Here is a 26,389-nt window from a genome sequence, read left to right as displayed (position 1 = left end):
TGTGTCAGCCAACCGGCTCTTTTACAATCTCCATAACTGTAAAAGAGCTGGTCTGGTGTATGCCCGGCAGCTTGTTGATCTTCTCGCCCAGCACCAGCCGGAAATGCGCAATATCGCGCGTTCGAACGGTCAGAAGATAATCAAACGAGCCCGCCACCATCAGGCAGCTTTCGATTTCCTGAACACTCCGAACGGCTTCATTGAATTTCACAAGGGATTGTTCCGCAGTTGCGACCAAGGATACCTGCACCACGGTCAGCAGTGCCAGCCCCATTCTTTCTTTGTCGACAACGGCTCTGTACCCTTTGATATAGCCATTCTTCTCAAGTCGTTTTACACGCTCGGAACAGGGCGTATTGGTCAGGTTCACACGCGCCGCCAACTCAACTATCGAGAGCCTGCCATTGGCCTCCAGCTCGTGCAGGATGCGTTGATCGATATTGTCTAAATCTCTGCTAATCAGTAAAATTCCCTGTATTTTTGGCGTAATACGATAAATTACACTGAAATTGGCCCAAAAAAATCTCCAATTCCTAGTGAAATTTCCTAATACTTACCAAAGGGCGGTCTTGTTGAAAAGTTCCAAGTTCCGGCCGCCCTGCCGGGGGCGTGGGCCCCGGCCTTAACAACAAAAACGGAGGAACGAAATGACAACAAAGATTGTCATAGGACTCGACGGGACTGAAACCGGCGAGCGTGCGATTGCCTTTGCCAAGGATTTGGCAAAGCTGATCGGAACGTGCGATTTGCTGGTCGCTTATGTGATCGAATGGTCACCTTACACATTCCAGACACCTGAAGAAAACGCCCAGCGCCACAAGCGCCGCGAAGAAGAGGTTGATCTGGCAATGTCGCGTGTCGTGACACCTGCTGTAGAGGCCCTCAGGGCTGCGGGATTCGAGGCGCAGGGCATTGTGCGCCATGGCGATGTTGCGGAAACGCTGAACGCCATCACGGTCGAAAACGGAGGCTCGCAAATCGTCGTGGGTCGGGCATCTGCGGACGGGATCAAGAAACGCCTGTTCGGCAGTTCGACGCAATATCTGGTAATGCATGCCGACGTTCCGGTTACGGTCGTGAACTGAGGGGAGGGCTAAAATGAGAACGCTAAAAACACTTGGCGCCGTAACGGCCGCCACCATTGCCGCCAGCCCTGCCCTTGCACAAGAGGCGCCGGGACTGGATGAAAAAATCAATCAGGCCTTTGCAAACCTGACCGGACCGTTTGTCAGCTTCATCTTTGCACCGCTGCCCGGAACCAGCTTTCCGTGGATCGTCATGTGGCTGGTGATTGCTGCATCGGTTTTCACACTGTATTTCGCGCTTGTGCAGCTGCGGTTCTTTGGTCACGCGATCAGCCTTGTCAAAGGTGACTATTCCGATCCCAACGACGCGGGCGAGGTCAGCCACTTTCAGGCATTGGCCACGGCGCTGTCCGGCACTGTGGGCTTGGGGAATATCGCGGGTGTGGCCGTTGCCATTGGCATCGGTGGGCCGGGTGCAACATTCTGGATGATCCTTGCGGGCCTTCTGGGCATGGCATCAAAGTTCACCGAATGTACGCTGGGCGTGAAATACCGCAACGAATACGAAGATGGCACCGTTTCAGGTGGCCCTATGTATTACATGTCCAAGGGCTTTGACGAGTTGGGCCTGCCGGGCGGCAAGATCCTGGCGGTGCTGTTCTCGATCTTCTGTATTCTGGGCGCGTTGGGCGGCGGGAACATGTTCCAGGCCAACCAGGCACATCAGCAAATCGCGGGTATCGTTGGCGACTATCCGGGCTGGATTACTGGCATTGTTTTTGCTGCGGTCGTGTTCATGGTCATTGTTGGCGGTCTGAAATCCATCGCTCGGGTGACTGAAAAAGTCGTGCCGTTCATGGGTGTGCTGTATGTCGCAACCGCACTGGTCATCATCGCGATGAATGCGGACATGATCGGCTGGGCCTTTGGTCAGATCTTTGCCGGTGCCTTCACGGGGCTGGGCGTTGCAGGGGGCATGGTCGGCGCGCTGATCCAGGGCTTCAAGCGCGCGGCATTCTCGAACGAGGCGGGCGTGGGCTCTGCAGCTATCGCTCACTCGGCGGTTCGGACCAAGGAACCGATCACCGAGGGTTTTGTATCGCTGCTTGAACCGTTCATCGATACCGTCGTGATCTGTACCATGACGGCACTGGTGATCATCATCACGCAACAGCTGATCATCGATCCCGAAACCGGAAACTACATGCTGAACGAGGCGGGTTCCGCCATCGCAACGGTGGATGGCAATTCCGGCGTCAGCCTGACCTCTGCCGCGTTTGGCAGCGCGTTCAGCTGGTTCCCGTACATCCTTGCGATCGCGGTGATCCTGTTTGCCTTCTCGACTATGATCAGCTGGTCCTATTATGGCCTCAAGGCCTGGACCTACCTGTTCGGAGAAGGACACACAAAAGAGCTGATCTTCAAGGTCATCTTCTGCGTCTTCGTGGTGATCGGCGCTGCGGCCAACCTCGGCCCGGTTATCGACTTCTCGGATGCGGCGATCTTTGCGATGGCGGTTGTGAACGTCTTTGCCCTCTACTTCCTGATGAAAGTGGTGCGGCAGGAACTGGCGTCCTACTCCGCAAGGCTGAAAAGCGGTGAAATCCGCAAATTCGAACACTAAATCCAATCACCGGGGCGGCCTGTGTCGCCCCGGTGCCTGACCAGCCTGCAAAAAGCGTAGATTCTGGTCCAAACCCCCTTGCCAGTATGACCGAACTTGCGTAAACGGCGCTTCTGATCGCGTGACCGGCCGAGATGGCATGCCGAGTCGCGTCTGAAACCGAACCCGAAAAAGGAGACGGAAATGCCTAAGATGAAGACCAAATCAAGCGCCAAGAAGCGCTTCAAGGTGACTGCGACCGGTAAGGTCCTTGCTGGCCAGGCCGGCAAACGGCACGGCATGATCAAGCGGACCAAGAAATTCATCCGCGATGCCCGTGGCAACACCACCCTGTCCGCCCCCGACGCAAAGATCGTCAAGGGCTACATGCCCTACGACCGCTAAGAGGAGATGTAAGAGATGTCCCGCGTTAAAGGTGGAACCGTAACTCACGCCCGTCACAAGAAGATCATCAAGGCCGCAAAAGGCTATTATGGTCGTCGCAAGAGCAACTTCAAAGTCGCAACTCAGGCCGTCGACAAGGCCAACCAGTACGCGACTCGCGACCGCAAGAACCGCAAGCGCAACTTCCGCGCGCTGTGGATCCAGCGGATCAACGCTGCTGTGCGCAGCCATGACGAGGCTCTGACATATTCCCGCTTCATCAACGGTCTGAACCTGGCCGGTATCGAAGTGGACCGCAAAGTTCTGGCCGACCTGGCCGTGCACGAACCGGAAGCGTTCGGCGCGATCGTCGCCAAAGCTCAGGCTGCTCTGGCTGCCTGAACCTCTGAAAAGAGACAGTGAAAGAAAGGCCGTCCCCTTGGGGCGGTCTTTTTTGTTGCAACATGCGGCGCATTCCAGGCGCTTCTTGGATCAGGACATCCGCCCCTTATGCATTGGGATGACGCCAACCAGTTTCAGGCATGGCCGGTTTGATCTAGATCATGTAACAGCCCTCGGATCATATTATATATGATTTTATGAATATAAGTGAGAAGGGTGAAATCATGACACTAAACTGGAAAGTTGGAGGTGTTCTGCTAGGGCTCGTGTTCTTCGGGGCGGTTCTTCTGGTGAAGCCGATCGGTGTTTCGACCCAATTCGTCATCCTTGACGGAATTATCGCGGACACCGTCAATTCAGAATTCGTAACACAGACGGATGACGGTTACAGTTCAACCAACGCATACATGGCGAAATCCAATGGTAAATACGCCAAATACGTATCCAATCCGTTGAATTACAGCTTTGTCTTCGTTTTGGCTATGGCCGCGGGGGCGTTCTTGTCGGTCAAGGCGCGCGGTGGCCTGGAACGCGGCGAGGGCAAGCTGCCCATGATCTGGCGCGAAAACTATGGCGATACGCCCTGGGCCCGAAACCTAGTCGCGCTATTGGGCGGCTTTGTCGTCCTCTATGGCGCCAGGTTGGCGGGTGGGTGCACATCCGGTCACATGATGTCCGGTATGATGCAGACAGCCCTGTCAGGTTACATCTTTGCAGCCGGGGCATTTGCGGCGGCAATTCCCACGGCAATGCTGATCTACCGGAAAGGATAAGGCGATGGAAATCATTCTTGCGATCATCATTGGTGCCGCTTTCGGAGCCGTGCTTGACCGGATTGGCGCGGCGAATCCAAATTGGATTGTGGGTATGTTGACACTGCGTCGACTCCACCTGATGAAAACGATCCTCCTGGCAATTGGAACCGGTTCGATCCTCATGTTCGGCGGGCAGATGCTGGGGTTTGTGGATGTCGGCCATATGTCGGTGAAATCGGCCTATGTTGGTGTCTTCATTGGCGGATTGTTACTGGGTGCGGGCTGGGCTGCATCGGGCTACTGTCCGGGAACAGGGGTCTGCGCCGCTGCGTCCGGTCGCCGTGACGCCTTGTTCTTCATCGTCGGCGGTTTGTTAGGGGCAGCGGCCTATATGGCGACATATCCGGCCTGGAAGGCCACGGGTCTGCTCGATGAAATTGCTGGCGGCAAAGTCACCTTGGGTACAGTTCCGGGATCCGCTTACGAAGGTGTTTTGTCACTGTCCGGCGATATCCTCGGTATCGCACTGGGTGCCGTCTTTGTTCTGGTTGCATTCGTTCTTCCGGACAGCCTGATCGCAACTGGCGAAAAGGTTGGTGTTGCGGCTGAATAATCACGGCTGAGCGTACACATTCACGACCGGCATCCCGACAAAAAAACCGGCGCAACATGCGCCGGTTTCTTTTTTAGCCAATATCGGTGATCTTACCCGAACACACGCCCCAGTGCGCCGTCAACCGCGTCGGTGATCTGGTCAATGTCGTCGGCCGTAGCGATCAGCGCAGGCGAGAAGCACAGCGTGTTGTTGCGACCGGGGATCGAGCGGTTGGTCACGCCGATGATCACGCCCTGCGCCATACAATCTGCGGTAACGGCCTGCGCCAATTTCTCGTCCACCGGCTCTTTGGTGCCACGATCCACAACCAGTTCGGCCCCCAGGAACAGGCCTTTGCCGCGCACATCGCCGATGACCTTGTGCTTGTCCATCAGCGCCAGAAGGTTGTTCGTCATACGCGCGCCCATGTCCGTGCAGTTCTGCAACAGGTTTTCATCCTGAATGATGCGCATGTTCTCGATGGCCGCTGCCGGACCAGCGGTGCACCCCCCAAAGGTCGAGATATCGCGGAAATAGTTCATCGGGTCCGCGGCATCGTCTTTGAACAAGTCAAAGACTTCCTCGGTGGTAACCATGCAGGCAATCGCGGCATAGCCTGACGCTACGCCCTTGGCCATGGTCACGAAATCGGGTTTGATACCGTATTGCTGGTACCCGAACCACGTGCCGGTGCGGCCCACGCCACAGACAACCTCGTCGATATGCAGCAGCACGTCGTATTTCTTGCAGATCTCCTGCACGCGCTGCCAGTATCCTTCAGGCGCTTCGATTACACCACCGCCCGCTGTCACCGGCTCAAGGCACAAGGCACCTACTGTATCGGGGCCCTCGCGCAGGATGACGGCTTCAATCTGATCTGCGGCCCATTCGCCGAAATTCTCTTCGGGCGCGCCGTCCAGCTCGTGCTTGCGATATTCCATGCAATGCGGCACGCGCACGAAATCAGGTGCGAAGGGACCGTATTGCGCTGTGCGCTCGTCCTGACCGCCTGCCGACATGGTCGCCAGCGTCGAGCCGTGATAGTCCCGATCGCGGTACAGGATCTTGGTTTTTTTGCCGCCGTATTTTTTGTGCGCGATCTGGCGCACCATCTTGAACGCCTTCTCGTTCGCCTCGGATCCCGAGTTGGTGTAATAGACGCGGCTCATGCCCGGCATCTTGTCGATCAGTTGCTCGGCAAACAGCGCACCCGGGATCGAACCGGCCGAATTGGCGAAATAGCACAGCTTCATCAGTTGGTCGTAAACCGCCTTGCAGATCGATTCGCGGCCATAGCCGACGTTGACGGTCCAGACGCCGCCGGAAACCGCATCCAGGTGCTCTTTGCCTTTCTGGTCCCAGACACGCATGCCCTTGCCCTCGACAATGATGCGTGGGTCATTGGTTTCAAAGGGTTTATGCTGGATCAGGTGGTGCCAGATATGGGCGCGGTCGGCCTCGACCACGCGGGAAAGATCGTTTTCGCTGAACGTGCCGTCCATGACATGTCCTTTCAGTGAGGAAGCGGTGCACGGGATATGGAAATGCCTCATCCCGGCATGTGTTTAAGATGCTTCAGATCACCGCGAAAGCCCGGATGTAGATAGGGCCAGATCGTATCATCCCGTATCGCCAGTCAGTTTTGCCGCCGTATTTCTACGGGTTTGTCAGAACGCGAACTTTGTGCTCAATTCGCCCAAACTGCGTTACGGGAGGACAACGGATGGCAGCGACACATATCTACGAGCGTCATTTGGACAAATGCCGGGCAAATTACACACCCCTGTCGCCCCTTACGTTCATTGAACGGACGGCGCAGGTCTACCCGGATTATCCATCCGTGGTTTATGGGGATCGCCGATATTCCTGGGCTGAAACCTATGCCCGTTGCCGGCGTCTGGCGAGTGCGTTGACAGCGCGTGGGATTGGACGGGGCGATACCGTTTCGATAATCGCGGCCAACATCCCGGAAATGTACGAGGCGCATTTTGGCGTACCCATGACGGGCGCTGTTCTGAACGCAATCAACACACGGCTGGATGCGCCGATTGTCGCATTCATCCTGAACCATGCCGAAGCCAAGGCGCTGCTGGTCGACCCCGAGTTTTCGGATGTGGTGAAAGATGCACTGCAACAGGTCGATCATGACATTCTGGTCATCGATATCGAAGACCCCACCTTCGACGGCGGTGAAAAGCTGGGCCGCCTGACCTATGATGCCCTGCTGGCCGAAGGCGACCCAGCGTTTGACTGGTCACTGCCAGCGGACGAATGGGACGCGATCACATTGAATTATACCTCGGGCACCACGGGCAACCCCAAGGGCGTGGTTTACCACCATCGCGGCGCGACCCTGAATGCGCAGTCCGATTTGCTGGACTGGGATATGCCCAAGCATTCGGTCTATTTGTGGACCCTGCCGATGTTCCACTGCAACGGCTGGTGCTTCCCGTGGGCCATGGCAGCCAATGCAGGTGTTTCCGTTTGCTTGCGCGCGGTGCGGGCCGAACCGATCTATGCTGCTTTCCGGGACGAGAAAGTGACCCATTTCTGCGGTGCGCCGATCGTTCTGAACATGCTGGCCCACGCTCCGGATGAGTTGAAGGACTTTGACCACCAGATCAAGGTGATGACGGCAGGTGCCCCGCCGCCTGCGGCCGTGATCGAAGCGATGGAGGCGATGGGTGTCGAGGTCACGCATGTCTATGGCCTGACCGAAACCTATGGGCCTTCGGTTGTCTGCGCATGGAAAGAAGAATGGAACAGCGAAGGGCCTGAAGACCGCGCGGCCCTCAAGGTGCGGCAAGGGGTGCGCTATACCGCGTTGTCCGGACTGATGGTGGCCGACCCGGAAACGCTGGAACCGGTTCCGGCTGATGGCGAAACCATGGGTGAGATATTCATGCAGGGCAACGTGGTGATGAAAGGATACCTCAAGAATCCCGACGCAACCGACAAGGCCTTTCACGGTGGCTGGTTCGCGTCCGGTGATCTGGGTGTCATGCACCCCGATGGCTATATCGCGCTCAAGGACCGTTCAAAGGACATCATCATCTCGGGCGGCGAAAATATCTCATCTGTCGAGGTCGAAGGCATCCTCTACAAGCATCCGGCGGTGATGGAGGCCGCCGTGGTGGCCCGTCCCGATGAGAAATGGGGCGAAACGCCCTGCGCCTTTGTCGAGTTGAAACCCGGCGCAGCCGCAACCGAGGCAGAGCTTATCGCCTTCTGTCGCGACCACATGGCCCACTTCAAGGCACCCAAAACGGTGGTGTTCGGCACCCTGCCCAAGACATCAACCGGCAAGGTGCAGAAATTTGTTCTGCGGGATCAGGCACGGGCGCTGGGTTAAAGGTTGTCGAATATCGACAGGTCCAACGCCAGCATCTCACCCATCCAGATCGCGCGGTCGCGGTGATCCTCCAGATGTTCACCGGTTTCCGGGTGCGTGAAGACCGTCAGACCCTGCCGGTTCAGCATCAGCCATGGGATGACCTGATCGAACGCCCCAGCGGCAAAGCCCAGCTGGCAGCTCCAGCGAGGATGGGGGCCGACGTTTCGGGCGTGCATCCGGCCCATTTGAACAGGGAACAGGCGGGCCGCCTCTTCACAGACCTGCTGCGCGGTGTCCTGCGTGTCGGCATCGAAATAGATATGGGCGTGATAGCCGGTGATCTCGGGCATAGAAACCTCATCTGCTTTGTTGGCTCAAAGCTAAGGCTCAAAACGACAAAAACCTAGCTGCACGTGCAAACAGGGTCTGTGCAGGTTTAGTGTGGCGCATGTGCGTCGGGATGCGCCGCGACAAAGGCGGGGTGATCGGCGCAGGCCTCTTCAACCCGCAGCAGGCGGGGCATATCCGACAGATCAACCTGCCACCGGCGTGCGTTATAAATCTGCGGGATCAGGCAGAGGTCGGCGAGACCGGGCTTTGACCCAACACAATAGGGGGTCTGTTCGAAATCCCCCAACATGGTTTCGAACGCCTGCAACCCGGGTTTGATGAAATGCCGCATCCAGTCGCCGGGCATGTCGGGGGCGTTGTGGCTCAGGGTGGTGGCATAGCGCGCAACCGACAGGTTGCAGACTGGGTGGATGTCGACGGCGATCGCATAAGCCAGCGCCTGAACACGCGCGCGTTCCGCCGGATCATCAGGCAGAAGGTTCAACTGCCGGGTCCGGTCCAGATAGTCGAGGATGGCCAGCGATTGCGTCAACCGCAGCCCGTCAATATCCAGAACCGGCACAAAGCCCTGTGGGTTTCGCGCGATATGTTCATCGCCCTTTTGTGCGCCGCCCACCAGATCGACAACAACCGGGCGATACGCGATCCCGGCCAGATTCAGGGCGATCCGCACCCGGTAACTGGCCGAGGATCGCCAATAGTCATAAAGGACGACCTCGCTCACGCCCGGGCCTGTCAACTGTCAGTCAAAGCGGCAGCGCGAAGGGCGTCCGTCAGCACCGTACTGTCACCGATGTGATTGGCCAACACCAGTACCAGCCGCGCATTCAGCGCGTCGCTGTCTGCTTTTTCCAGGCCCTCATGTGCGGCCAGAAGTTCGGCATAGAAGTCATCGGCGTTTTTGATGTTCGGGGTTAGGATCAGGTCTGACATGGGGCTTACTCCTTACCGCAGGCTCTGCGGATCGCGTGCCGGAAGGTGTTTTCTTCGTAACTGTCACGCCGGGCGGCCACATGCTGGTCCGGGCGGATCAGGTAGACTGCGCTGGTCGCGTCGCCCAGATAGCGGCGTTTGAGGGCCAGCGTCATATCATCCTTGACCGACAGCGCCAGTCGCGTGACCTCGATCCCATCTTCTTCCAGGGTATCAGGGGCGTCTGCATCGATGGTCAAAAGCGTGAACTTGCCTGCAAGCTTGGGCAGCAGAAACTCGTCACCAAGCGGAGCGTCGGGACAGGCCGAACCCGGGCGCGTTCCGGCGGGGCCGTTCAGCGCGTCCGCGGAATTCAGCGAGGATCCGTCATAGGTGCAGGGCTGGCTCAAGCGGCCCGAATTCACCAGCGGGCGCGCGAAGTCATAATGTTCGCTCAGGTCCAGAACCGCATCGCGCAGGATCCGCGACATTTCGGATTTTGGGGTGATGAAATCGGTCGACCGACTGGAATTCAGGATGTTCTCGTCGGCCCCGTACACGCGTTCGGTGTTGTAGCTGTCCAGCAGAGTTTCAGGCGCTTTCCCATCCAGAACCAGCTTCAGTTTCCAGCACAGGTTGTCGGTGTCCTGAAGGCCGGAATTGGCCCCACGCGCGCCAAAGGGGCTGACCTGATGCGCGCTGTCGCCCGCAAACAGGACACGTCCCTTGCGGAAGCTTTCCATGCGACGGCACTGGAACGTATAGATCGAGACCCATTCCAGCTGAAACTCGACATCATCGCCCAGCATCGCCTTGAGGCGGGGGATCACGTTCTCGGGGCGCTTTTCGCGTTCCTTGTCGATGTCCCAACCCAGTTGCAGGTCGATGCGCCACACATTGTCGGGCTGTTTGTGCAACAACGCGGATTGCCCGCGATTGAACGGCGGATCGAACCAGAACCAGCGTTCAGACGGAAAATCCGCATCCATGATCACGTCTGCGATCAGGAAGTTGTCTTCAAATATCCGTCCTTCGAAATCAATGCCCAACATCCGCCGGGCAGGAGATGTCGCGCCATCACAGGCAATCAGCCATTCGGCTTCGATTGTGTAAGGTCCTTCAGGCGTCTCGACCTCCAGCCGCACGTGATCGTCATGCGTGCCAATCGCCTCGACCTTGTTGCGCCCGCGTATCTCAATCGGTGCGCCTTCTGCCTGCAACTCGCGGACCCGTTCAACGAAATAGTTCTCAAAATGGTATTGCTGAAGGTTGATGAAGGCAGGGTTGGCATAACCTTCATCCGGTTGCAGGTTGAAGTCATAGACCTGCCGATCATCGAAGAAGACCTTGCCCCGGTCCCACAGGACGCCCTTGTCGACCAGTCGGCGCCCGCATCCCAGCCGGTCGGCAATTTCCAGCGTGCGTTGCGAGAAACAGATGGCGCGGCTGCCGAAACTGACCTTGTCATTCTCGTCCAGAACCACGACGTCAACCCCTTGCTGCGCCAGATCAATCGCGGCGGCCAGACCAACTGGGCCCGCGCCGATCACGATAACCTTGCGCCGAACTGGCGTCGGGCTGTCCTGATCCGGACTGCGTTCATAGCCGTAAAGCGGAGTTTCAAAGATATTGTTCATGGGCTTCCCCCCAAGCAGATGGGCCAAAGTGCTGCATGTCCTGTGCTCCGGCAACATGTGCCGAAGCCTTTGGCATATGGTTTCATTGAATCCCGCCGCCTAAAACGATCTGGATCAAACTGGGTCGTTTTTCCTTACCCCTGCAGGGCCTCCCACATCTCAAGATCGCGCTGGGCGGTCCAGATGCGAGGCGTGTCGATTCCACGGGCTTCGTCGTAGGCGCGGGCGACGTTGAACGGCAGGCAGTGTTCGTAGATCGCGTAATTGGCGAATTTCGGGTCACATTCGGCGCGGACTGCATCCCATGCCTCTTTCAGGCTGCCACCGCGCGCCGCAACCCTGGCCGCCGGGCGGTAGGTGCTTTCGACGAAATCGCGAGTGTTTTCGATGGCGGCATTGACCATGTCCTTGCCAACCAGCGCATCGCCGCGTCCCGGTGCGATGGCGTCGACATCGAACCACTTGATCTCGTCCAGCGTGTCGCCCCAGTCGTTGAAATGCCCGTCACCGCAATAGCAGGCCGAGTGATATTCGACGATGTCGCCGGTGAACATCACGTTCTGGTCTGGCACGTGGATGACGATATCGCCGGCGGTATGGGCGCGCCCCAGATGCATCAGGTCGATCCGGCGATTGCCCAGATAAACGGTCATCGTGTCGCTGAATGTGGTGGTGGGCAAGGTCAGGCCGGGGATGCTTTCATGCCCTTCGAACAGGCGCGGGAAGCGCTGGAATTCGCTGTCCCAGTCTTCCTGACCGCGTTCCACCACCATGGCGCGGGCCATGTCGGACATCAGGATCTGTTGCGCGCCAAAAGCGCTGGCACCCAAAACCCGCACTGCGTGGTAATGGGTCAGCGCCACATGGGTGATCGGCTTGTCAGTCACAGACCGCACGCATTCGATCACCTTGTTGGCCAGGCGCGGGGTCGCCTGCGCCTCGACGATCATCACGCTGTCATCGCCGATGATCACGCCCGAGTTCGGGTCACCCTCGGCGGTGAAAGCATAGAGCCCTTCGCCCACCTCGGTGAAAGAGATTTTCTTTTCCGACATGTCCCCCTGGGACGCGAATGCTTTGGCCATCTTGGTTTTGTCCTTTTGCGGTTGCGCGGAAGGCAGGGGTTGGATGCCTCCGGCGGGAGTATTTGGAAAAAGATGAAGCTCAGTGCGTCATCGCTCGAATGGGGAATTGAGTGCAGGCAGAACGGTGCCGGTACAGTCGCCGAACCCGATAGTATAGCCGTCGCCCCTGGCAGCGCCGGTCAGGGTCATCGTGTCGCCGTCTTCGATGAAGCTTCGGGTTTCACCTGTGTCCAGCGTCAGCGGCTCTTTCCCGCCCCAGCTGAGTTCCAGAAGTGATCCGCGTTCGGGCTTGGTTGGGCCGGATATGGTGCCTGACCCCAGCAGGTCGCCCGTGTTCATCGGGCATCCCGATGTGGTGTGGTGGGCCAGTTGTTGTGCGGCGGAATAGTACATCTGGTTGTAGTTGGTTCGCGCGATGGTCGTGGCGTCTTTGCCTTCGGGTGCCATGGAGACGGCCAAATCGATGTCATACAGCATCGGGCCGCAATCCTTGAGGTGGTCCAGCAGCGCGAACTCGCGGGCTGGCGTGTCACAGCGGAACGGCTCGAGTGCAGTCTTGGTCACGATCCAGGGGCTGATCGAGGTTGCGGTTGCCTTGGCCTGAAACGGGCCCAGCGGCTGGTATTCCCAGGCTTGTATATCACGTGCCGACCAGTCGTTCAGCAGAACGTAGCCGAAAATATGGTCGTCAGCTTCCTGCACGGTTATCGGGCCATCCGAGGGCGTACCCACGATGGCGCCCATCTCCAACTCGATATCAAAGCGGCGGCAGGGCAGGAAGGCGGGCAGATCCTGATCGGGGGATTTCAGCTGTCCCCACGGGCGGCGGATATCCGTGCCGGATACCACGACCGAGGACGCCCGTCCGTTATAGCCAATCGGAATGTGCAACCAGTTCGGCGGCAGCGCGTTTTCCGGGCCACGGAACATGGTGCCCACGTTGAAGGCATGGTTTCGCCCGGCGTAGAAATCGGTGTATTCGCTGACCGCGAAGGGCAAGTGCATCTGGGCTTCGGCCTGCGGTACAAGCAGCGGTTCGATCTTGCTTTGCTCGTCCGAGCCCTCGGCCAGAAGGCTGATCAGCCGCTCACGCAGGGCCGCCCAGACGGCGGGGCCTTCCTCCATCAAAGGGTTCCAGAACGGCAGATCGAACAGCGGCTCATCGCTTAGGGTGATTAACCCCTCGGCTTCGGCGGCGGTAACGTCGAGGATCATGTCACCGATGGCCACGCCGCAGCGCGGATCATCGCCTTCGGCCGAGAAGACACCGTAAGGCAGGTTGTTCAGTGGAAACGGATGCGCCGCGTCATTGGCCGAGGCCACCCAGGACTTCATCAAAGGCATATTTTGCCCCTATTTTGCTATGTTTGGTACGTGGTTCGAAACGATCATAACCCCGAATAGACAGGCGCCAAAGCCCACAGCGGGCGCAGTTGCAGCATGTCGACTGCCAGGGTCCCGTCTTTGTTTTCCGGTTGCGGCGACGGGACGCCTGCAACCGGAATGGGTATGTTCATCGCCGTCAGGACGGGTGCCGTCTGGGTAACCCGGTCTGAGGGTCATTTCTTGCCCGGTGTGCCGTCGAACTTCTTCTCAAGCGATGTCCAGCAGTCGATATAGTCGTCCTGCAGCGGTGCCTCATTGGCGGCAAACGGTGTCAGGTGCTGGGGGAACCGGGTTTCGAACATGAACGACATCGTCTGGTCCAGCTTTTCCGGCCCCAGATTGGAATAGGACGCCTTGTCAAAGGCTTCCCTGTCGGGGCCATGCGGGATCATCATGTTGTGCAGGCTGGTGCCACCGGGAACGAAGCCCTGCGGTTTCGCATCGTATTGACCGTAGATGTTGCCCATCAGCTCGGACATGATGTTCTTGTGATACCAGGGCGGGCGGAACGTATCCTCCATCACCATCCAGCGTTCGCGGAACAGGACAAAGTCGATATTTGCGGTGCCGGGCTGGCCAGAGGGTGCCGTCAGAACGGTAAAGATCGACGGGTCGGGATGGTCAAACAGGATCGCGCCAACCGGGCAATAGTTGCGCAGATCGTATTTGTAGGGTGCATAGTTGCCGTGCCACGCCACCACATCCAACGGGCTGTGTCCGATTTTCGTGGTATGAAACTGGCCACACCATTTGATCGTCACGGTCGACGGGGTTTCACGATCCTCATAGGCAGCGACCGGAGCTTTGAAATCGCGCGGGTTGGCCATGCAGTTGGCCCCGATCGGACCGCGACCCGGCAGTTCGAATTTCTGGCCGTAATTCTCGCACACAAAGCCGCGTGCCGGGCCTTCCAGAACTTCAACCCGGTAGAGCAGTCCACGCGGGATGATCGCGATTTCCTTGGGCTCGAGGTCAATGATTCCCAGTTCAGTCGCAAAGCGCAGGCGTCCTTCCTGTGGCACCACCAGCAACTCGGAATCAGCCGAGAAGAAATAGTCGTCGACCATGGATTCGGTGACCAGATAGATGTGGCAGGCCATGCCAACCTGGGTGTTCACATCCCCCGCAGTAGTCATGGTCCGCATCCCGGTCATCCAGTTCAGACCTTCATCGGAATGCGGCACCGGGTCCCAGCGATACTGGCCCAGGCTGATCACATCCGGGTCGATGCAGGGGGCCGATTTCCAATAGGGCAGGTCGATTTTTTCGTAACGGTGCGAATGCTTTACCGACGGGCGAATACGATAGCACCAGGTGCGTTCAGGCGGGTTGGCGGTAAAGGCCGTGCCGCTCAGCTGTTCACCGTAAAGTCCGTAGTTGCACCTTTGCGGGCTGTTCATCCCCTGCGGCAGCGCATCGGGCAGCGCTTCGGTTTCAAAGTCGTTGCCAAAGCCGGGCATGTAGCCGGCATGGGTACCAACAGGCGTTGCTGCTTGCGTCAATGAATGCGGATCCGTCGGACGGTTCATTACGTATTCCTCCGTTTGCTGCTTGTCGGTTAATAGTTGATTTTGTAACTAACAAGCATGACACATGACGAATCTGAAAAAAATGATGACTTTTTCCTGCAAAATTTTCTGCCGTTCCTGCTGAACCAGGCGGCCGAGCGCGCCTCGTTGGAATTTCAGGCTGTCTACAAGGGGCGGTACGGAATGCTCAGAACCGAATGGCGAGTGCTGTTCCATCTGGGGCTGTTTGGCGAAATGACCGCCAAGGAAATTGGTGAACGGGCCAGAATGCACAAGACCAAGATCAGCCGTGCAGTTGCCAAGCTTGAGGAGCGACGGTACCTGAAACGCACACGGGACGAGGCTGATCGGCGGGCGGAATGGCTGACACTGACACCCGCCGGGCAAGCCGTGTATCGCGACTTGTACGGGGTGGCCGCAAGCTATGACGCCAGGCTGTTGGGTCTGTTCAGCGAAAAAGAGGCCGCCTTGCTGCGCCAGATGTTGCGACGGTTGGCTGGTGTGGACTGACCACTGGTAATTGCCGCCTGCCGCCCCCAGATGTGTGTCATGCTTGATACGGAATTTGAAATGACGTCATTTGAACCTGCCAATGTATCCACACACACCCTGATCGACTGGTTGGTCCAAAAGGGGCTTGAGGGTGCCGGGCAGGAAGAGTTGCTGGAAGGGTTCTGCACCAGTCTGCTCGATATGGGCATTCCACTGATGCGGTTTCATGCGGCGCAGTCGGCCTTGCACCCGGTTTATGGTGGAACCGGATATAGCTGGTACAAAAGCACCGGCGGTGAATCCGAGAAGTTTGAAAACACGGATACGCCCAGCGAAATGTGGCAACAAAGCCCGCTTTATGCGCTGCTGAACGAGGATCTGGATGAAATTCGGGTCAAACTGGTCGACCAAAACGAACCCAGCCGATTTCCGTTGTTGAACGACCTGAGAGAGGTTGGGGCGACCGATTATTATGCCACCGGCATCTCGTATGAGGGGTCGGGGAAGATGCGCCCCGACGGTACCAAAAAAGTCAGTGATGGCGTCCTGATGTCCTGGGCCAGCGACGCGCCGTCCGGGTTTGATGACAGCGATCTCAGGCACATTCATGCGGTATTGCCGCATCTGGGGCTGGCGCTTAAATCCGCCAAGAACCAGAACCTGACCGAAGACCTGATGCGGGTCTATCTGGGTCGTGATGCCGGGCGCCGCGTCCTGTCGGGTGAGATTCGTCGCGGATCATTGCAGCAGATCGATGCGGTGATCTGGAATTTCGATCTGGAAGGGTTCACCAACCTGTCAGAAGACCTGCCGGGTCACGAGATCATCGACATGCTCAATGATTACCTGGCCGTGGCCGTGGGCGTTGTGCACGACAAGGGTGGGAATATCCTGAAATTCATGGGCGATGGGCTGATGGCCATGTTCGATGTCGGCGAAATCGACGAGGACGCCCGTGCCGCGCTCAGCGCGGTGCCCTTGCTGCAAGCCCGTATGGATGAATTGAACGCCAGACGTCAGGCGCAGGGGCTGCCGGTTGCGAATTTCACGCTGGCCCTGCATTCCGGCGAAATCCTGTATGGCAATATCGGCTCCGAAACGCGGCTGGATTTCACGGTGATCGGCCCTGCCGTCAATCAGGCCGCCCGCATCGCGGGAATGCACCGGTCGCTGGGTCAGAGAATCCTGATCTCGGACGACGTCGCGGTCGCGGCACGCCCCTGCGCGCAAGACCTCATCTCGGTCGGGCGCTACATGCTGCGCGGGGTGAACGAACCCAAAGAGCTGTTCACGGTATACAGTCCCGGCGGGCCATCAGATTCCAGATGAAACCGAGGCTATTCCGTTCGGTTGTTCCAAAGCTGAAAGCCGTGAGGGAGCACCTTTGCTCCGCTGGGCACGAGCGGTGGGTTGGAGCGAATGTTCGAGAATGGTGAGGATTTGAACGAATAACTGGTTTGAGCCCTTGGCGGTCATAGGAAAGAAGGCCGATTCGGCAAATAGATCGAATGCATTCGACCAGCCGTGTTATTTTCACTTGAACGCATGATGCGAGGAGTGTTTTCAATGATGCGCAATGGTCGAGAACTGAAGGTTTCCAAGATCAAATTTGCCGTCCTTTCATTGGTGTGTTTCGGCATGACGGGACCGCCGGTTTTCGCAGAGGGTTGCAGCATGGCAACGTTGGCTCAAATCCAGGGAAAGTCGTTCGTCTTCCAAAAGTTGCAGCTGGAAGTTGCGACACTGATGCAGGGTCAGTCGGAGGCCATCATCGAAGTTCAAACCGGTGTTACGTTAAGCAGCGCTGATGATGGAGGTTTTTTTGGCCCAACCGGCTTTCTTCGCAAGCGAATGGACAAGGGGCAGAGCTCTATCAACTCACTTCTCATTTCCGCGCGCCGCATGAAGCTGGAAGAAGAAGCATCCCGGCGCTTGGGTGAGATCAAGGAAAACGCCGAAAAGATAGTTGCGACCGGACTTGAAATGGCACCGCTTCTCGAAGCAGGCGAGATCGAAAAAGCAACTCGACTTTATGCAGATATATCCTTGCCTGCTCAAGTCGAAGCTCTGGGCGCAGCTTACACAATGGCCTCCGAGTATGAACGATCCGGCAAGCTCATGGCACTCAAGTGCAAGTGACTTTCGCCCGAGGGTTGGTTCAAAAAGCAACCGGCAAAGAAGTAAAGGCCGCGTAGTCCACAGACCTGCCTCCAATACAGCTGATCAGAAGTCGATCTCGACACCCGGCAGGTTCAGCTCTCGCATCATGTCGCGCAGTTCCTGCCGTGCTGCGATGTTCGAGATGTTCAGCTGTTTGACGCCAATATCCTTGAGGTCCAGCAGGGTCAGGCCGCGGGGAAACAGTTCGCGAAAGATCACCCGTTCGGAAAAGCCCGAAGCGACGCGGAAGCCGATGCGCTGCGACAGCATTTCGATCGCGCGCTGCATCTTTTCCTTGTTGACCATGCGCTGGGTACCGACGCGGTTGCGCACAACGACCCAGTCGATGGGCTTCAGCCCGGCCTGCGCCCGCAATTGCCGGGCGTTCCAGACCATCTCGGAATAGACGGACGGGCCAAGGATTTTCTCACCCTTTGAATCAATCCGCGCCAGCAGGTCAAAATCGATGAAACTGTCGTTCAAAGGGGTGATCAGCGTGTCGGCCAGCGAATGGGCCACCTGGCTCAGGCGAGTATGGGAGCCGGGGCAGTCGATCAGGATAAAGTCACTGTCGCTTTCCAGTTGCGACACGGCAGCAGACAGGCGGTGGTCGTAGATATTCTCGCCCGGCTTCAGCGTGCTGGCATCGATCTCGGGCAGGTCGTGATGGCGGGGGCCGGGCAGCGTCAGGCCCGCGCTTTTCAGAAAGTTGTTCCGGTTCTCGAAATACCGTCCAAGGCTGCGTTGCCGCAGGTCCAGATCAAGCGTGCTGACCTTGTGCCCCAGTCGGGCCAATGCGGTTGCCACATGCATCGACACGGTCGATTTGCCAGCGCCGCCTTTTTCGTTCCCGACCACAATGATATGTGCCATGCTTGTATTCCCAAGTCTTGCCGTGTTTGACTACACGTTGTTGGCACCCACTATATGTTGTGTCGCCTGCGATGAAAAGAACCTCAAGCGGCGCTTTTGGGCATTATCGGACTCTATTTTGGAAAACACAGCGCCCTGCGCGGGTTACACGAAGGCGCCTGTCGGGTGATCTGCCTTGATCGGCTAGCCGATCGCGGTTTTGGCGGCGAAATCGCTGCGTCAGCGCCTGTTTCCGAACGCATACACCAACCGCTGCCTGCAACGATCCGCGTCGGAATCAATCGCGCCTTTTGCCTGATTCATACACGCCCGGATCGCCCGCCCAATGGGTCCTTTCGCGGTGGCGCCGATTGGGCCGGATCGGGGAAACTATGCGGGGGACGGAAAATTTGGTTAAATACCAAACAGATTTACACCGAACGGTCTTGCAGGTTTTGCAGGGGTCCTCTTCGGTTCATCTTCAAGGCAGGTGAAAGGGGCATTGGCATGCCGGACACTGCTGCGGAAAGTTCAGGCGGTTCACGCGTTGTTCTTGCAATGACGGCCATTTGCATGATGGTCGTTGGCTTCAACACAACCGCTGTTGCGACCATCCTTCCATATCTGAAGGCCGAGTTCGACCTGACGCCCTCGGGACTGCAATGGGTGATGGCGATCTACACAGTGGCCAGCGCGACCCTTGTGACGATTGTAAGTCGGCTTGGGGACATCACGGGCAAGATGGGTGTCTTTTTCTTTGGCATGATCGTGTTTGCCTGCGGCTCTGCTTCTGTGTTGTTTTCACAGAACGCGGCGATGCTGCTGATTGGGCGTGGCGCGCAGGGGGCGGGGGCGGCGGCCCTGTTCGGCACCTCATTGTCCCTGCTGACCGCCGCAACGCCCGAGGAACAACGGGCCAGCGTGACCGGTGTTTGGGGCGCAATCGTGGGCCTTGCGATAGGCGTCGGGCCCATAGTCGGAGGAAGTTTTGCCAACTTCCTGAGCTGGCGCGGGGTATTCGCCACGGACCTTGTATTGCTTGCCATTGCGTTTGTGATCGGCTTGCAGGTCAGCAGGAAAAACTATGTCCCGGATACGCGCCTTCAGGGTGCGAAATTCGATACCGCAGGGGCGATAGCCATTGTCTTGCTTCTGGGTCCATTGTCATTCGCACTCAGCAACGGTGAAGCACGCGGATGGGACAATGCCCTGACCATTGTTCCTTTGGGGGTCGCCGCTTTTGCGGCTGTCGGTCTGGTTTATACCTCGCGGCGCAGCGACGATCCGCTGGTCGAGTTCCGTTATTTCCGGCACCCGCGCTACCTTATGGCGGCAACGGGGATGTTCTTTGTGGGATTTGCGTTGTTTTGTTTCTTTATCTATTTCAACGTGTTCGTCCAATCCCCAGACGCGTTCGGCTATTCACCGGTTGAGGCAGGTGTCGCGATACTGCCGCTAAGCCTGAGCATGTTTGTCATTTCCGTCACCGCTCCGCGCCTGCTTGCGCCATACAGTTTTCAATGGCCGGTGACCGTCGCAATGGGATTGATGGCCTGCGGCTTCCTGCTTTTGACAACAACCTCGAACATCGACAGCTATGCTGAAATCTGGTGGAAGCTGATCATTGTGGGGGTTGGCATCGGCATTTGTTTTTCGTTGCTGCCCCGTCTCGGGCTTCGGTTGCTGCCCGACGAACATGTCGGACAGGGGTCCGGGGTGATCAACACATTCCTGTATTTCGGGGCCACGATGGGATCGGTTGTTGGCGGTCTGGCCGCATCCCTGACCATCCGCTCCGGCCTGTCCGAAGTCATCGCGGCGCTACCCGACGGGTCGGCACAGCGCGGCGACCTTGCGCGCGCCCTGACGCATGGCACGGCAACACAGGTGGAACAGTTGATTGCCGGGCTTGACCCGTCAACAGGTTCAACACTGGCCAAAGCATTGCGTGACCTGCGGGATAATGCGTTTGATGCGGCGATGCTCATGGCTGCTATCGCGGCCTGTATCGGGCTGGTGATCGCGCTGCTGTTGCTGCGCGGTCCGGTTCCGCCATTGCACGACGCGGCCGAACTCACGAAACCCAAGGATCAGAAACCGGGGAAAGCAGGGGCCTGAAACGAAAGAAGGCCGCCCGCTGGCGACCTTCCTTTGAAAGACTGTGGCAAAGGTTCAGAAACCCAGGCCTTCGTATTTCTTCTTGAACTTCGACACGCGGCCGCCAGCGTCCAACAGGCGCGACGAACCACCGGTCCATGCAGGATGTACCGAAGGGTCGATTTCCAGTGCCAGCTGGTCGCCTTCGCTGCCCCAGGTGGATTTCATCTGAACGACGGTGCCATCGGTCATCTTGACGTCGATGACGTGATAATCGGGATGGATGTCTTTTTTCATCTTTCCGCTCCTTACGCTTCGGCGCCAGCTTTGGGCTTGTAGTTGGTGACCTCTGCGATACGTGCGGATTTACCGCGACGCGAGCGCAGATAGTACAGTTTGGCGCGGCGAACGCGACCACGGCGGACAACGGTGATGCTGTCGATATTGGTCGAATACAGCGGGAACACACGCTCCACGCCTTCGCCAAACGAGATTTTGCGAACGGTGAACGAACCGGCAATGCCGCTGCCGTTGTTGCGCGCGATGCAGACGCCTTCGTAGTTCTGCACACGGGTGCGCGATCCTTCGGTCACCTTATAGCCGACACGGATAGTGTCACCGGCTTTGAAATCGGGGATGTCTTTCCCCAGGGCGGCAATCTGTTCCGCCTCAAGCTGTGCGATCAGGTCCATCGCAGTTTCTCCTATCTGCTCGTGGTTGGTCCACGAAGTTGGGCACGGCCTGAGAGCTCTTGGTCTTCACCGGGTCCTGCGTACAGCCCGCCAGAGGTCAGATCGAATGTTCCTTTGGTCTGGCCTGACCCGACGCATCCCTGCCGAAGAAAGCGGGACGTCACGCCATGGTGCAAACCAAAACACCGGAGTCGCAGAACGCGGCACCGGATTGCGGTCGTTTAAGGGTATTGCCGGCAGGAATCAAGGGAAAAACGCCCTGTCTTGCCCAAGGCGCCGGTAGGAATCCGCCAGCCTGAAAGTAAGGCGTTGCCATGCCGCCCAGATCAGGCATTCTGAGGCAAATAATATGAGCAGATATTTCAGACAGGACCCTATGATGCGATTGGCATTCATGCTGGCCATAACGGCCGTCGCGCTGATGTCTTGCGGGCGGGGCGGCCCGAAACCTCAGGCCGTCGAACCCGTTCCGGGCGTGGACAGGACAGCACCGCTTGTGATCTACCCCGATTTCGGCGACGCGGATCCCCATGACTGGGAAGGGCGTCACCCCGGACAATACCCGATCCATGGCCTTGACGTTTCACGCTGGCAGGGGCCGATTGACTGGCGCACGGCCCGGGCATCAGGCGTCAGCTTTGTTTTTCTGAAGGCGACCGAAGGCGGCGACGTGGCCGATCCCCTGTTCGATGATCACCGCCGCGGCGCACAGTCGGCTGGTGTGCCCTGGGGCGCCTATCACTATTATTATTTCTGCCGCTCGGCCCGGGAACAGGCCCGCTGGTTCATCCAGAACGTGCCCAAAGGGGCAGACCTGCCGCATGTGCTGGATATGGAATGGACGCCGCATTCCAAGACCTGCACGCTGCGCCCCGATGGCAGAACCGTCCGCGCCGAGGCGCAGCGTTTTCTGGACATTCTCGAACGACATTATGGCCGCCGCCCGATCGTCTATACCACGGTGGATTTCTTTGAAGACACCGATATCGGGCGCCTGCCCAAGACCGAGTTCTGGCTGAGATCGGTTGCAGGCCACCCCCGCACTGTCTATCCCCGCGCCGTCTGGCGGTTCTGGCAATATACCGGCACCGGTCTGGTGCCGGGCGTTCAGGGCCGGGTAGACATCAACACCTTCAACGGCACGCCAGACGTCTGGGCCAGATGGAAGGCCGGAGGTTAGGTCTTTGGTGCGCCGTAGGTTTCCATAGTGCCGCCGCCAACCAGATGGTCCAACCGGCGCTCCCGCTCTTCCCCAAAGGCGTTGCGCACCCAGAACGATTCACCTGCGCTCAGTTCCCGGCGTTCGAAGCCGCGCTCTTGCAGGCAACGGTCCACCTGATCGATTTCGCCCTGCGTGCGCAGTTCGTCCTGGATCGGGGCGGTAATCGCAGGGCCGATGAGGATACCCCACAGCAGGATATTCGTTGCATATCCCCCGATGACGGCGCTGTTTCCACCTTCGTCAGCTTCCTGAGAGCAGGAATCGACCGCAACCCGCGCCGAATGCAGATTGTGACCGGCTTGCGTTGGAACGGACATCCCCAGTGGTTTGGTCGTACAGGCAGAGGCAACCAGAAAAGCGCCAAGCAATAACTTCTTCATTATGCAATTAGTCTTTCGTTTTAAGGTCCTGAAAAAGCAGGGCTTTCAAACGTGCATATTTTGGAGGACGATCAACTTCAAATAGAATTCCGGCAAACACAGAACCTGCGGCAAGTGCGCAACAATCCGGCCTGTCACTCAGACGAATCCGATCGGGATTTTGCATAGTCGGCCCAGATATCCGGGCGCCGCTCGCGGGTAATGTCCTCAGCCATCTTGTGACGCCATTCGGCGATGCGACCGTGGTGGCCCGACATCAGAACCTCAGGTATCGGGCGGCCTTTCCAATCCGCAGGGCGGGTGTATTGCGGATGCTCCAGCAGGCCCGAGGAAAAGCTTTCCTCTTCGGTCGAGGCTTGATTGCCCAGAACGCCGGGGATCAGGCGCACCGTGGCATCAATCAGGGCCTGTGCTGCAATCTCACCGCCGGTCATCACGAAATCCCCCAACGAGACCTCCTGCACACCGTAATGCTCCAGCACACGCTCATCCACGCCTTCGAACCGGCCACACAGCAGGGTCATGCCATCGCAGCGTGCAAGGGTCTGCATCATGCGCTGGTCCATGCGCCGCCCGCGCGGGCTGAGGTAAATCAGCGGCCAGTTGCCCTGAATGCCCGCCATGGTGTGCTCGATGGCTTCGCCCAACACATCGGGCCGCAAAACCATACCCGCGCCGCCCCCGGCGGGCGTGTCATCCACGTTGCGATGCCTGCCGACGCCGAATTGCCGCAAATCCACGGTTTCCAGCTGCCACAACCCCTCCTGCAGGGCCTTGCCGGTCAGGCTTTCCCCCAGAACGCCCGGAAAGGCAGTTGGAAACAGGGTGATAACCTTGGCTTTCCAGACGCCATGCAGGTCCGGGGTGGGTGTCATCAGCTCACGCGGTTTCAGCGTGGCCCGGATCGCCTTGCGACCATGGGATTTGCCGGGTTTGTCAGTCATTTCTGGCGGGCCAGTTCATGTTGGGCGGTTCGAATCAGGGCCTTTTTCTGAGTGATCAATGCCGCTTCGTCCAGCGATGATCGGTTCAGGGCCAGCATTTCCCTCAGAACGTCGTCGGACAGCTGAGGGCTTTCATGCACGGGCTTCACAAGCTGTGCAGATTTCCCGGGTGGCAGGGCGAGAAATTCGGCAAATGGTGCGCCCAATCCAAGGTGGTGGCCTTTCAGCGCTTCCATCCACGCGGTCCGTACCGTGACAGTTGGCAACCGGTCCCTGATCCGGTCTGCCGTGTCCTGTAGCGATGGCAGATGCGCAAGATCGGCGGAAAAGCCGTCCAGGTCCTGAACCATGCGCGACAGGTGCAGATCGTGGGCCCAAAGGCTGCGCAACCACGCATCGCGACTGCGCAACGACAGGTAGACGGTGATGTCGGTTTCCTCACCCACCAGACGGCGGCGCAGCACGCTGACAACCGTTTCCGCCAGTTCGGGTGCCGCCCCGTATCCTTCGCTTTTGTTCCTGCTGGGGCGCAGGCCCAGAAAATTCTCTTCGCTCAGGATCAATCCCCGGCGTGCTCCGAAATCAAGACCGTCGAAAAAAGTGTGCAACTGACCGCCAAACCCTGCCAGCGTGTCATCCAGACGATAGATCGAATGGCGCGTGGCCGCTTCGTTCAACCCGGCCTTGCGGGTCTTATACGGAAGGACCAGAGCGAAATGCGGCCAGATCAGCTCGCGGTTTTCGTGCAGAAAGGACTGTGCTGCCGCCATACCGGTTTTGTGAAAACCCATATGCAGCAGAACACGTCGCATCAGATCAGGCCTTCGGGCGGGTCGGCCACGATACGGCCCTGTTCCAGATCGACGGTTGGCACCACCTGCATCGTGAACGGCAGAAGAACCGTCGCCTTCAGGCCCGGCCCGTGTAGTTCCAGCAGGTCCGTGGCCCCATGGTTCTGCACGGATTTGACCTTGCCCAGCAGGGTGCCACCGGTGTCATAGACATCAAGCCCGATCAGGTCTGTGTGGTAAAACTCGTCATCTGGCAACGAGGGCAACTGATCGCGCCGCGCAAACAGGCGCAAACCGTTCAGGGCATCTGCCTGTTCCTTGGTTTCAACCCCGCCAAGACGGGCGGCAAAACCGTTCTTGATCGTACGCGTCAGTACCACCGGATAGCGTTCTTTGCCGGTTTCATCCGTCAGTGGCGAATACGCCTCGATATCTTCGGGAACGGCGCAGAAACTTTTCAGGCGCACTTCACCGCGTACACCATAAGACCCCGCGACGCTGCCGACGCAGATCAGATCACTCATTGGCAGCCCCCGTCGTCAAACAGATCCCGTTTCTCCATTCGCCTAGCCCTTCGCAGGCTTCACGCTGATTGTTGCGCTCAAAGAACACGCCCACAATAAAGGCGATCAGCAGCAGAATGGGAAGGCGTATCAATCCGAACATGCGGCCCTACCTTGTTTCGATCTTCAGGCTGTCGGCCCGGTTTTCCCAGCCAACCTGCTCAAGTTCGGGGGTGTCGGACACCTGTTCTGGCCACCCGACGCAAAAATACCCGATCAGACGCCAGTTGTCCGGCACATCCAGATCGCGCGCCATCTGCTCGGGGTCCAGAATGGATACCCAGCCCAGCCCCAGCCCCTCGGCCCGCAGGGCCAGCCAGAACAGGGTGATGGCAGAGACCACGGAATAGCGCCGCATCTCGGGCATCGAGCCCGCACCAAGACCCATTCCCTTGTCGGTATTGTCGTCGCAGAACACGGCCAGTTGCACCGGCGCTTCCTGCATCCCCGACAGTTTCAGGCGGCTGTAAAGCTGCGCCCTGTCGCCGGAATAGCCCGCCAGGGCGTCATCGTTCGCGGTTTGGAAATTCCTTAGCGCCGCAGCCCGGGCCGCCGCGCTTTCGACGCGGATCACGCGCCAGGGTTCGCTTAGCCCCACGGACGGGGCCAGCCGAAACGCGTCGAGGCAGCGCGCAAGCACTGCCTCGTCTACCGCGTCGCCGCGGAACCGGCGCACATCGCGCCGGAGCCGCAACAACAGATCGAACTGCGTGCGAAATGCGTCAGTAAAGGTCTGATCCCGCACGCTTCGGCCTGCTTATTCTTCTGCAGCCGCTTCTTCAGCCGGTGCAGCAGCCGCTTCGGCAGCTTCCGCAGCCTTTGCAGCTTTCTCTTCCGCGCGTTCCTGAGCTTTCTTGCCCGGGGTACCCTTGTTGGGGTTGTTGCGCTCGGCCTTGTCACGGGTGCCGGCAGCTTCCAGCATACGTGCGATACGGTCGGTGGGCTGGGCGCCCTGATCCAGCCAGTGCTGAACGCGTTCCATGTCCATTTTCACACGCTCTTCGCTGTCTTTCGGCAGCAGCGGGTTGTAGGTGCCCAGTTTCTCGATGAAACGGCCGTCGCGCGGCATCCGGCTGTCAGCCGCTACGATGCGGTAAAACGGACGTTTTTTCGAGCCTGCGCGGGCGAGACGAATTTTCATTGCCATGGTGGTATCTCCTTTGAATGGCATCACGCCGGAGGCGTGTATTTGATTGGC

At 58.3% G+C, this 26,389-nt stretch carries 31 protein-coding genes; 12 read left to right on the top strand and 19 right to left on the bottom strand.

The genetic code is table 11. From position 1 onward, the window contains the following. Positions 1 to 4: 4 nt before the first annotated feature. On the bottom strand, positions 5 to 439 hold the full coding sequence (locus tag AC2FPW_RS09970; RefSeq protein ID WP_480483856.1) for an Lrp/AsnC ligand binding domain-containing protein: 435 nt from the start codon (positions 437 to 439) through the stop codon (positions 5 to 7). A 208-nt stretch (positions 440 to 647) separates the two neighbouring features. On the opposite strand from AC2FPW_RS09970, the gene AC2FPW_RS09965 reads away from it, so the two are divergent. The 6 genes from AC2FPW_RS09965 (at position 648) to AC2FPW_RS09940 (ending at position 4,782) form a co-directional block, all read left to right on the top strand. Beyond that, the gene (locus AC2FPW_RS09965) at positions 648 to 1,085 is read left to right on the top strand and encodes a universal stress protein (RefSeq protein WP_209506060.1); all 438 of its coding nucleotides are present in this window, start codon (positions 648 to 650) and stop codon (positions 1,083 to 1,085) included. Between the two features lie 13 nt (positions 1,086 to 1,098). After that, positions 1,099 to 2,649 carry an alanine/glycine:cation symporter family protein gene (locus AC2FPW_RS09960; protein ID WP_480487220.1) on the top strand — a complete coding sequence of 517 codons (1,551 nt, stop codon included), beginning with the start codon at positions 1,099 to 1,101 and terminating at the stop codon, positions 2,647 to 2,649. A 183-nt stretch (positions 2,650 to 2,832) separates the two neighbouring features. Next, complete coding sequence (gene rpmI / locus AC2FPW_RS09955) at positions 2,833 to 3,033, top strand: 50S ribosomal protein L35 (protein ID WP_010443552.1); 201 nt, start codon at positions 2,833 to 2,835, stop codon at positions 3,031 to 3,033. Between the two features lie 15 nt (positions 3,034 to 3,048). Further along, entirely contained in the window at positions 3,049 to 3,414 is a 366-nt protein-coding gene (gene rplT, locus AC2FPW_RS09950; RefSeq protein WP_039523695.1) for a 50S ribosomal protein L20, read from the top strand. 224 nt (positions 3,415 to 3,638) lie between these two features. Then, positions 3,639 to 4,187 (top strand): YeeE/YedE thiosulfate transporter family protein, encoded by a 549-nt coding sequence (locus AC2FPW_RS09945; protein ID WP_480559603.1) that lies wholly within the window; start codon positions 3,639 to 3,641, stop codon positions 4,185 to 4,187. Positions 4,188 to 4,191: 4 nt separating this feature from the next. Next, entirely contained in the window at positions 4,192 to 4,782 is a 591-nt protein-coding gene (locus AC2FPW_RS09940) for a YeeE/YedE thiosulfate transporter family protein (protein WP_209506066.1), read from the top strand. Between the two features lie 92 nt (positions 4,783 to 4,874). Here AC2FPW_RS09940 and AC2FPW_RS09935 read toward each other — a convergent pair whose 3' ends face one another. Then, positions 4,875 to 6,266, bottom strand: coding sequence for an aminotransferase family protein (locus tag AC2FPW_RS09935; RefSeq protein ID WP_496813531.1), 1,392 nt, complete (start codon positions 6,264 to 6,266; stop codon positions 4,875 to 4,877). A gap of 221 nt (positions 6,267 to 6,487) precedes the next feature. Between AC2FPW_RS09935 and AC2FPW_RS09930 the strand changes: the two genes are divergently transcribed. Next, positions 6,488 to 8,116 carry an acyl-CoA synthetase gene (locus AC2FPW_RS09930; protein ID WP_496813530.1) on the top strand — a complete coding sequence of 543 codons (1,629 nt, stop codon included), beginning with the start codon at positions 6,488 to 6,490 and terminating at the stop codon, positions 8,114 to 8,116. Here the strand turns inward: AC2FPW_RS09930 and AC2FPW_RS09925 are convergent. From AC2FPW_RS09925 to hmgA, 7 genes are all read right to left on the bottom strand, one after another. Beyond that, on the bottom strand, positions 8,113 to 8,448 hold the full coding sequence (locus tag AC2FPW_RS09925; protein WP_267365057.1) for a DOPA 4,5-dioxygenase family protein: 336 nt from the start codon (positions 8,446 to 8,448) through the stop codon (positions 8,113 to 8,115). The genes AC2FPW_RS09930 and AC2FPW_RS09925 overlap by 4 nt on opposite strands. An 86-nt stretch (positions 8,449 to 8,534) precedes the next feature. After that, entirely contained in the window at positions 8,535 to 9,173 is a 639-nt protein-coding gene (maiA, locus tag AC2FPW_RS09920; RefSeq protein WP_496813528.1) for a maleylacetoacetate isomerase, read from the bottom strand. Between the two features lie 11 nt (positions 9,174 to 9,184). Next, the gene (locus AC2FPW_RS09915) at positions 9,185 to 9,382 is read right to left on the bottom strand and encodes a DUF2783 domain-containing protein (RefSeq protein WP_209506076.1); all 198 of its coding nucleotides are present in this window, start codon (positions 9,380 to 9,382) and stop codon (positions 9,185 to 9,187) included. 5 nt (positions 9,383 to 9,387) lie between these two features. Then, complete coding sequence (locus AC2FPW_RS09910; RefSeq protein ID WP_496813527.1) at positions 9,388 to 10,998, bottom strand: FAD-dependent oxidoreductase; 1,611 nt, start codon at positions 10,996 to 10,998, stop codon at positions 9,388 to 9,390. A 134-nt stretch (positions 10,999 to 11,132) separates the two neighbouring features. Next, entirely contained in the window at positions 11,133 to 12,083 is a 951-nt protein-coding gene (locus tag AC2FPW_RS09905) for an MBL fold metallo-hydrolase (protein ID WP_496813526.1), read from the bottom strand. 87 nt (positions 12,084 to 12,170) lie between these two features. Continuing rightward, positions 12,171 to 13,427, bottom strand: a complete 1,257-nt coding sequence (fahA, locus tag AC2FPW_RS09900; protein ID WP_496813525.1) for a fumarylacetoacetase — start codon at positions 13,425 to 13,427, stop codon at positions 12,171 to 12,173. 215 nt (positions 13,428 to 13,642) lie between these two features. Continuing rightward, on the bottom strand, positions 13,643 to 14,998 hold the full coding sequence (hmgA, locus tag AC2FPW_RS09895; protein ID WP_267365046.1) for a homogentisate 1,2-dioxygenase: 1,356 nt from the start codon (positions 14,996 to 14,998) through the stop codon (positions 13,643 to 13,645). Positions 14,999 to 15,055: 57 nt separating this feature from the next. Here hmgA and AC2FPW_RS09890 point away from each other — a divergent pair, with 57 nt between their 5' ends. From AC2FPW_RS09890 to AC2FPW_RS09880, 3 genes are all read left to right on the top strand, one after another. Further along, complete coding sequence (locus tag AC2FPW_RS09890; RefSeq protein ID WP_209506095.1) at positions 15,056 to 15,508, top strand: MarR family winged helix-turn-helix transcriptional regulator; 453 nt, start codon at positions 15,056 to 15,058, stop codon at positions 15,506 to 15,508. Positions 15,509 to 15,568: 60 nt separating this feature from the next. Further along, positions 15,569 to 16,819: an adenylate/guanylate cyclase domain-containing protein gene (locus AC2FPW_RS09885; RefSeq protein ID WP_496813523.1), complete on the top strand. Its 1,251-nt coding sequence runs from the start codon at positions 15,569 to 15,571 to the stop codon at positions 16,817 to 16,819. Positions 16,820 to 17,056: 237 nt separating this feature from the next. Then, positions 17,057 to 17,629: a hypothetical protein gene (locus AC2FPW_RS09880; protein WP_480586485.1), complete on the top strand. Its 573-nt coding sequence runs from the start codon at positions 17,057 to 17,059 to the stop codon at positions 17,627 to 17,629. Positions 17,630 to 17,713: 84 nt separating this feature from the next. On the opposite strand, the gene AC2FPW_RS09875 is transcribed toward AC2FPW_RS09880, so the two are convergent. Beyond that, positions 17,714 to 18,523 carry a division plane positioning ATPase MipZ gene (locus tag AC2FPW_RS09875; protein ID WP_267367261.1) on the bottom strand — a complete coding sequence of 270 codons (810 nt, stop codon included), beginning with the start codon at positions 18,521 to 18,523 and terminating at the stop codon, positions 17,714 to 17,716. A gap of 486 nt (positions 18,524 to 19,009) precedes the next feature. Between AC2FPW_RS09875 and AC2FPW_RS09870 the strand changes: the two genes are divergently transcribed. Beyond that, positions 19,010 to 20,620: an MFS transporter gene (locus AC2FPW_RS09870; protein WP_496813522.1), complete on the top strand. Its 1,611-nt coding sequence runs from the start codon at positions 19,010 to 19,012 to the stop codon at positions 20,618 to 20,620. 54 nt (positions 20,621 to 20,674) lie between these two features. Here AC2FPW_RS09870 and rpmE read toward each other — a convergent pair whose 3' ends face one another. Then, positions 20,675 to 20,896 (bottom strand): 50S ribosomal protein L31, encoded by a 222-nt coding sequence (gene rpmE / locus AC2FPW_RS09865; RefSeq protein WP_267366773.1) that lies wholly within the window; start codon positions 20,894 to 20,896, stop codon positions 20,675 to 20,677. An 11-nt stretch (positions 20,897 to 20,907) separates the two neighbouring features. After that, positions 20,908 to 21,291 (bottom strand): 50S ribosomal protein L19, encoded by a 384-nt coding sequence (gene rplS / locus AC2FPW_RS09860; RefSeq protein ID WP_267366771.1) that lies wholly within the window; start codon positions 21,289 to 21,291, stop codon positions 20,908 to 20,910. Between the two features lie 379 nt (positions 21,292 to 21,670). Between rplS and AC2FPW_RS09855 the strand changes: the two genes are divergently transcribed. Continuing rightward, positions 21,671 to 22,471: a glycoside hydrolase family 25 protein gene (locus tag AC2FPW_RS09855; RefSeq protein ID WP_480487199.1), complete on the top strand. Its 801-nt coding sequence runs from the start codon at positions 21,671 to 21,673 to the stop codon at positions 22,469 to 22,471. Here the strand turns inward: AC2FPW_RS09855 and AC2FPW_RS09850 are convergent. From AC2FPW_RS09850 to rpsP, 7 genes are all read right to left on the bottom strand, one after another. Then, positions 22,468 to 22,893 carry a hypothetical protein gene (locus AC2FPW_RS09850; RefSeq protein WP_267366767.1) on the bottom strand — a complete coding sequence of 142 codons (426 nt, stop codon included), beginning with the start codon at positions 22,891 to 22,893 and terminating at the stop codon, positions 22,468 to 22,470. The genes AC2FPW_RS09855 and AC2FPW_RS09850 overlap by 4 nt on opposite strands. 134 nt (positions 22,894 to 23,027) lie before the next feature. Further along, positions 23,028 to 23,837: a tRNA (guanosine(37)-N1)-methyltransferase TrmD gene (gene trmD / locus AC2FPW_RS09845; protein WP_480559625.1), complete on the bottom strand. Its 810-nt coding sequence runs from the start codon at positions 23,835 to 23,837 to the stop codon at positions 23,028 to 23,030. Continuing rightward, positions 23,834 to 24,649: a hypothetical protein gene (locus tag AC2FPW_RS09840; protein WP_496813520.1), complete on the bottom strand. Its 816-nt coding sequence runs from the start codon at positions 24,647 to 24,649 to the stop codon at positions 23,834 to 23,836. Before AC2FPW_RS09840 ends, trmD begins: the two co-directional genes overlap by 4 nt. Beyond that, on the bottom strand, positions 24,649 to 25,152 hold the full coding sequence (gene rimM / locus AC2FPW_RS09835; protein ID WP_496813518.1) for a ribosome maturation factor RimM: 504 nt from the start codon (positions 25,150 to 25,152) through the stop codon (positions 24,649 to 24,651). The genes AC2FPW_RS09840 and rimM overlap by 1 nt, the downstream gene beginning before the upstream one ends. Then, positions 25,145 to 25,294: a hypothetical protein gene (locus AC2FPW_RS09830; protein ID WP_209506115.1), complete on the bottom strand. Its 150-nt coding sequence runs from the start codon at positions 25,292 to 25,294 to the stop codon at positions 25,145 to 25,147. The genes rimM and AC2FPW_RS09830 overlap by 8 nt, the downstream gene beginning before the upstream one ends. 6 nt (positions 25,295 to 25,300) lie before the next feature. Continuing rightward, positions 25,301 to 25,936 (bottom strand): 5,6-dimethylbenzimidazole synthase, encoded by a 636-nt coding sequence (gene bluB, locus AC2FPW_RS09825; protein ID WP_480507334.1) that lies wholly within the window; start codon positions 25,934 to 25,936, stop codon positions 25,301 to 25,303. Between the two features lie 12 nt (positions 25,937 to 25,948). Beyond that, positions 25,949 to 26,338: a 30S ribosomal protein S16 gene (rpsP, locus tag AC2FPW_RS09820; protein WP_209506119.1), complete on the bottom strand. Its 390-nt coding sequence runs from the start codon at positions 26,336 to 26,338 to the stop codon at positions 25,949 to 25,951. Positions 26,339 to 26,389 lie beyond the last annotated feature (51 nt).

The sequence above is a fragment of the Ruegeria sp. SATB027 genome (genome assembly GCF_059613825.1).
The sequence above is the reverse complement of the archived record's forward strand: the minus strand, read 5'-3'. Positions and strand labels throughout refer to the sequence as shown.

What these genes read in the sequence shown, in the direction of transcription:
- AC2FPW_RS09965 (WP_209506060.1), top strand. Translation starts at nt 648, where the DNA reads ATGACAACAAAGATTGTCATAGGACTCGACGGGACTGAAACCGGCGAG.
- AC2FPW_RS09960 (WP_480487220.1), top strand. Translation starts at nt 1,099, where the DNA reads ATGAGAACGCTAAAAACACTTGGCGCCGTAACGGCCGCCACCATTGCC.
- rpmI (WP_010443552.1), top strand. Translation starts at nt 2,833, where the DNA reads ATGCCTAAGATGAAGACCAAATCAAGCGCCAAGAAGCGCTTCAAGGTG.
- rplT (WP_039523695.1), top strand. Translation starts at nt 3,049, where the DNA reads ATGTCCCGCGTTAAAGGTGGAACCGTAACTCACGCCCGTCACAAGAAG.
- AC2FPW_RS09945 (WP_480559603.1), top strand. Translation starts at nt 3,639, where the DNA reads ATGACACTAAACTGGAAAGTTGGAGGTGTTCTGCTAGGGCTCGTGTTC.
- AC2FPW_RS09940 (WP_209506066.1), top strand. Translation starts at nt 4,192, where the DNA reads ATGGAAATCATTCTTGCGATCATCATTGGTGCCGCTTTCGGAGCCGTG.
- AC2FPW_RS09935 (WP_496813531.1), bottom strand. Translation starts at nt 6,266, where the DNA reads ATGGACGGCACGTTCAGCGAAAACGATCTTTCCCGCGTGGTCGAGGCC.
- AC2FPW_RS09930 (WP_496813530.1), top strand. Translation starts at nt 6,488, where the DNA reads ATGGCAGCGACACATATCTACGAGCGTCATTTGGACAAATGCCGGGCA.
- AC2FPW_RS09925 (WP_267365057.1), bottom strand. Translation starts at nt 8,448, where the DNA reads ATGCCCGAGATCACCGGCTATCACGCCCATATCTATTTCGATGCCGAC.
- AC2FPW_RS09915 (WP_209506076.1), bottom strand. Translation starts at nt 9,382, where the DNA reads ATGTCAGACCTGATCCTAACCCCGAACATCAAAAACGCCGATGACTTC.
- AC2FPW_RS09910 (WP_496813527.1), bottom strand. Translation starts at nt 10,998, where the DNA reads ATGAACAATATCTTTGAAACTCCGCTTTACGGCTATGAACGCAGTCCG.
- AC2FPW_RS09905 (WP_496813526.1), bottom strand. Translation starts at nt 12,083, where the DNA reads ATGGCCAAAGCATTCGCGTCCCAGGGGGACATGTCGGAAAAGAAAATC.
- fahA (WP_496813525.1), bottom strand. Translation starts at nt 13,427, where the DNA reads ATGCCTTTGATGAAGTCCTGGGTGGCCTCGGCCAATGACGCGGCGCAT.
- hmgA (WP_267365046.1), bottom strand. Translation starts at nt 14,998, where the DNA reads ATGAACCGTCCGACGGATCCGCATTCATTGACGCAAGCAGCAACGCCT.
- AC2FPW_RS09890 (WP_209506095.1), top strand. Translation starts at nt 15,056, where the DNA reads ATGACACATGACGAATCTGAAAAAAATGATGACTTTTTCCTGCAAAAT.
- AC2FPW_RS09885 (WP_496813523.1), top strand. Translation starts at nt 15,569, where the DNA reads ATGACGTCATTTGAACCTGCCAATGTATCCACACACACCCTGATCGAC.
- AC2FPW_RS09880 (WP_480586485.1), top strand. Translation starts at nt 17,057, where the DNA reads ATGATGCGCAATGGTCGAGAACTGAAGGTTTCCAAGATCAAATTTGCC.
- AC2FPW_RS09875 (WP_267367261.1), bottom strand. Translation starts at nt 18,523, where the DNA reads ATGGCACATATCATTGTGGTCGGGAACGAAAAAGGCGGCGCTGGCAAA.
- AC2FPW_RS09870 (WP_496813522.1), top strand. Translation starts at nt 19,010, where the DNA reads ATGCCGGACACTGCTGCGGAAAGTTCAGGCGGTTCACGCGTTGTTCTT.
- rpmE (WP_267366773.1), bottom strand. Translation starts at nt 20,896, where the DNA reads ATGAAAAAAGACATCCATCCCGATTATCACGTCATCGACGTCAAGATG.
- rplS (WP_267366771.1), bottom strand. Translation starts at nt 21,291, where the DNA reads ATGGACCTGATCGCACAGCTTGAGGCGGAACAGATTGCCGCCCTGGGG.
- AC2FPW_RS09855 (WP_480487199.1), top strand. Translation starts at nt 21,671, where the DNA reads ATGCGATTGGCATTCATGCTGGCCATAACGGCCGTCGCGCTGATGTCT.
- AC2FPW_RS09850 (WP_267366767.1), bottom strand. Translation starts at nt 22,893, where the DNA reads ATGAAGAAGTTATTGCTTGGCGCTTTTCTGGTTGCCTCTGCCTGTACG.
- trmD (WP_480559625.1), bottom strand. Translation starts at nt 23,837, where the DNA reads ATGACTGACAAACCCGGCAAATCCCATGGTCGCAAGGCGATCCGGGCC.
- AC2FPW_RS09840 (WP_496813520.1), bottom strand. Translation starts at nt 24,649, where the DNA reads ATGCGACGTGTTCTGCTGCATATGGGTTTTCACAAAACCGGTATGGCG.
- rimM (WP_496813518.1), bottom strand. Translation starts at nt 25,152, where the DNA reads ATGAGTGATCTGATCTGCGTCGGCAGCGTCGCGGGGTCTTATGGTGTA.
- AC2FPW_RS09830 (WP_209506115.1), bottom strand. Translation starts at nt 25,294, where the DNA reads ATGTTCGGATTGATACGCCTTCCCATTCTGCTGCTGATCGCCTTTATT.
- rpsP (WP_209506119.1), bottom strand. Translation starts at nt 26,338, where the DNA reads ATGGCAATGAAAATTCGTCTCGCCCGCGCAGGCTCGAAAAAACGTCCG.